The organism is Mycobacterium sp. E3298 (assembly GCF_001666895.1).
Lineage (GTDB): Bacteria > Actinomycetota > Actinomycetes > Mycobacteriales > Mycobacteriaceae > Mycobacterium.
Genome location: NZ_LZJB01000400.1, coordinates 1 through 4048, shown reverse-complemented (window position 1 = coordinate 4048; position 4048 = coordinate 1). Strand labels below are relative to the sequence as shown.

Here is a 4048-nt window from a genome sequence, read left to right as displayed (position 1 = left end):
AGCTGGCCGTTGGGCCGTATCGGAAAGTAATGCAGCGTCGCAAACGGAATGTCGTAGGCCTCGGCGATGCTTGCGGCGAGTTCTTGGTAAACCAGTCCGCTGAACAGGACATCGGCGCCCGCGGCCAGCGATGCCAGCGTGCGGCTCATTTCTGCCCAGTGCGTGAGGCACGGCTGCCACAGCTCACGCAACAACCTGATCGGCTCTTTGATGGTCCAAAAGCTGCGGCGGAAGTCTGTCCAGAAGTCACGGAGGAAGTCATCAGTCAGGAAGTCATGCATATCCGGCCCGTAGGCCGCCGCCGGAAGCCCCGCCGCCTCGGCGAAGCCCGTGAGATTGCATGGGACGGCCATGAGAACGTCGTGTCCCCTGCGCTGCAGTTCTCGACCCATAGCCACGGTCGGCTCGACATCGCCCCGAGTTCCATAGCTTGCCAGCACAAATTTCACGACAGATCGTAGCCTTTCAGTTCTGTTGGGCTAGGTGATGTCTGGGGCATCGGTTATTGTCTCCGGTTCCTCGACTAGGCGGCAACTTCAGCGGCAATGACGCGATTGTCAAACGTCAAGGCAGTCGTCGAATCGGGTGCGTGAAGGACACCCCGTTGGTCTTCGTTTACGTGGCGCATGGGAAACCTGTCTGGCTCAACGAGATCACCGGACCACTCGTAATGCCTGAAGCACCGCGCTTACAACCGATCCAACACTCGAATTATTGATTTGTGGGATTCACCGGCGAGCCCGAATTCGACGATCAAGTCATGTGCAGTATCATCCCGCGGACCAAAGGTGAACCCCCCTCTGCCGCATGTCAGTACCACCGGGAGTGAGTCTAGACGGCTGTCGTTGCACTCACCCCCTTTTTGCATCACTCGAGCCAGATCGTTGCGACCGTTGGTCATACACGAACGTCGCCGGCTCTTCGGCCGGGACCGACCGACCCCCTTGGCGGCTACTACCCGGCGTGTCGGGGCCACCAAACGCTGAAGTGTGAAGTTTCTGTGATGCGCCTCACTTTCCGAAAACACGGGTAGCTTTCGGTGACGTATCGCTGCGGCGGCGTCCGGTGTTACAGCCCGAAGTTGTTGTGCCAGCGGAGCAACATGGCTCGGAACCGGTCCGGCCGGTACGCGCGCCTCGGCAAATCGACCGGTCGTCCGGCCGCACCGCAGTACCCTGGAAATGACGGTTACGAAAGTCCGGGCGATGGCGCCGACGCCATGGGCGTGAATGGCCCGGACACCGTCTTCCGCCGCCGCCGGCAAATACGACCGCATCGCCGTCGGTCATTACGCGCCACGGCGCCTGGGGTTCGTTATTACCCCAACGACACCCGGACTTCGCACATCGGCCTGCTCGGAGAGGTTTCTTTTCACGCGACGCCGTCAGCGGGAAATTCAGAAGATTAGGCGACGGACCGATTTACGGCAAACGCGCCGTGAGAAATCGCTATGCCCTTTTCGTCTTGACTCGCTGACCAAATTGATCGCGTGCCTTTTTCCTCAGCCCGCGACGGCTCCCGGCTCGAAGAATGGCGCGCCGTATTCGGTCACCGGCGAGAACCCGCGCTTGCGCGCCTTCTCGGCGGCCTTGCGGATCAGCGCATAGATGCCGACGAACGCGGCGTGGTCGGTCGCCACGAACGGGGTCAGCAGCCGGTTGTGCACCAGCGAGAAGGCCACGCCGCTCGACGGGTCGGTCCAGCCGAGCGAACCGCCCAGCCCGACGTGGCCGAAGCCGGGCATCACGTTGCCGATGGGCAGGCTGTGGTAGCCCAAGTGGAAAGCCAGCGGCATGAACAGGTTTCGGTCCGGACGCAGGCTCCGCCGACCGGTCAGGCCGGCGACCAACTCGCGGGACAGGAACCGGATGCCGTCGACCTCGCCGCCGTTCGCGATGGCGCCGTACATCCGTGCCAGCCCGCGGGCCGTCGCCACCCCGTTGGCCGCGGGGATCTCCGCGTCCAGCAAGGGGGTATCGCCCTGGACCGCGGCGACCATGCCCGGGAAGTACATGGACCGGAAGCCGCCGGACAGCTCGTTGGCGACCTTGCGCGTCACAAAGCTGAGGACCGGGTTCCGCACCAGGTTCTGCGGCGCGATGATCTCGGCCACCCGCGTCGGCGCCCCGGCCGGCGGGCGACCCAGGTACAACCCGTCGGTACCCAGCGGCTCGGCGAGCTCCTCGCGGATCAGGGCTCGCATGCCCTTTCCGGTCACGCCCCGGGCGAGGCCGGACATCAGCCAGCCGAAGGTCAGCGCGTGGTACGCCGACTTGCCCAGCAGCCGCCCCGGCGACGCCGCGGCCAGCCGTTCCTCCATCACGACGTGGTCGAGCAAGTCTTCACTGCTGGCGCCCCGCAGTCCCGACAAGCCGGCGGCGTGCCGCATCACGTCGCGCACGGTGAGGTTGCCCTTGCCGTTGGCGCCGAACTCCGGCCAGTACTCGGCGACGGGGGCCTCGTAGTCGATCAGCCCGCGGTCGGCGAGGCGGTGGATGACGGTGGCGGCCATGCCTTTGGTCGCCGAGAACACCATCGGTGCGCTGTCGGCCGACCACGGCCGGTGGCCGCCGCGATCGGACCAGCCGGTCCACACGTCGACGACGGGTTGACCGTCGAGGTACACGGCCAGCGCGCCGCCGCCGAACCGGCGGGCGGGAAACATCGTGGAAAAGCTGCGAACGACGCATCCGAAGTGTGAGTCCGCCGCGCCGGACACACGGTGACCTGCGTCAAGGTCATCGTGGACAGGGACCGCGCGGCGATCGACTCGGTTTTCCACCGTCACAATGTCAAATTTACTTGGATTTCACACCTTCCCGGAGCGAAATCTAGATTGTTTACCTATCCGTTAGTCTGACGCTGCCGTCAATATTTGCTCGGCGGCCAGCGCGGGGGTCAGTTCTCCCGCCTTGACCTGGCGCTCGACATCGGCGCGCATCTTGCGCACCTTGGGGTTGGCCAGCACCCGGTCCAAGACGGTGTCGCGCACCATCTGCCATGTCCAGTCGACCTGCTGGGCGCGCCGGCGCGCCTCGAACTCGCCGGCCTCGGTGAGCACCTGCCGATGGCGTTCGATGGTGTCCCACAGCTCCGTCAGACCGGTCCCCTCCATCGCGCTCATGGTGAGAACCGGTGGCCGCCAAAGTGTTTCGCGCGGGTGTATCAGCCTGATGGCCGAGGACAGTTCCCGGGCGGCCACCCGCGCCTCGGCGAGGTGTTCGCCGTCGGCCTTGTTCACCACCACGATGTCGGCCAGCTCGAGCACGCCCTTCTTGATGCCCTGCAGCTGATCGCCGCCGCGCGCCAGGGTCAGCAGGACGAACGTGTCGACCATGTTGGCCACCGTCACCTCGGACTGACCGACGCCGACGGTCTCGATGATGATCACGTCGAAACCGGCGGCCTCCAACAACACCACCGTCTCGCGGGTGGCCTTTGCTACGCCGCCCAGCGTGCCGGACGTCGGCGACGGGCGGATGTACGCGTCCGGGTGCACGGCCAGGCGCGCCATCCGGGTCTTGTCGCCGAGGATCGATCCGCCGCTGCGCGTCGACGACGGGTCGACGGCCAATACCGCCACCCGGTGGCCGTGCTCGATCAGGTGCATGCCGAGGGCCTCGATGGTGGTCGACTTGCCTACCCCGGGTGTTCCGGTGATGCCGACGCGATGTGCGTTGCCCGCGTCGGGCGTCAGCTCCAGCAGCAGCCGCTGCGCCTTCTCGTGATGATCGGCGCGGGTGGACTCCAGCAGCGTGATGGCCCGTGGCAGCGCCGCCCTGTCGCCACGGCGAACGGCGTCGGCCAGGTCGTCGACGGAATCGCTCTTGCGGCCGGCCATCTAGTCGAGCGGGTAACCCAGCCGCTCGGCCAGCTTGTGCAGCAGACCGATCGCGGCGTCGGCGATCACCGTCCCGGGCGGGAAGATGGCAGCGGCCCCGGCCTGGTACAGCTCGTCGAAGTCACCGGGCGGGATGACGCCACCGACCACGATCATGATGTCGGGCCGTCCCACCTCGGCGAGCGCGTCGCGCAGTGCCGGCACCAG

The 4048-nt window shown here is 65.9% G+C and carries 3 protein-coding genes and 1 pseudogene; all 4 read right to left on the bottom strand.

The genetic code is table 11. The features are described 5' to 3' along the window. A partial coding sequence (locus A9X05_RS19070) for a glycosyltransferase (protein ID WP_197499129.1) occupies positions 1-449 on the bottom strand: 449 nt, incomplete at its 3' end. 1052 nt (positions 450-1501) lie between these two features. Further along, positions 1502-2788: a serine hydrolase domain-containing protein gene (locus A9X05_RS19065; RefSeq protein WP_067753973.1), complete on the bottom strand. Its 1287-nt coding sequence runs from the start codon at positions 2786-2788 to the stop codon at positions 1502-1504. A 63-nt stretch (positions 2789-2851) separates the two neighbouring features. After that, complete coding sequence (meaB, locus tag A9X05_RS19060) at positions 2852-3841, bottom strand: methylmalonyl Co-A mutase-associated GTPase MeaB (RefSeq protein WP_067753975.1); 990 nt, start codon at positions 3839-3841, stop codon at positions 2852-2854. Then, positions 3842-4048: pseudogene (locus tag A9X05_RS19055) on the bottom strand (hypothetical protein); the annotation flags it as partial.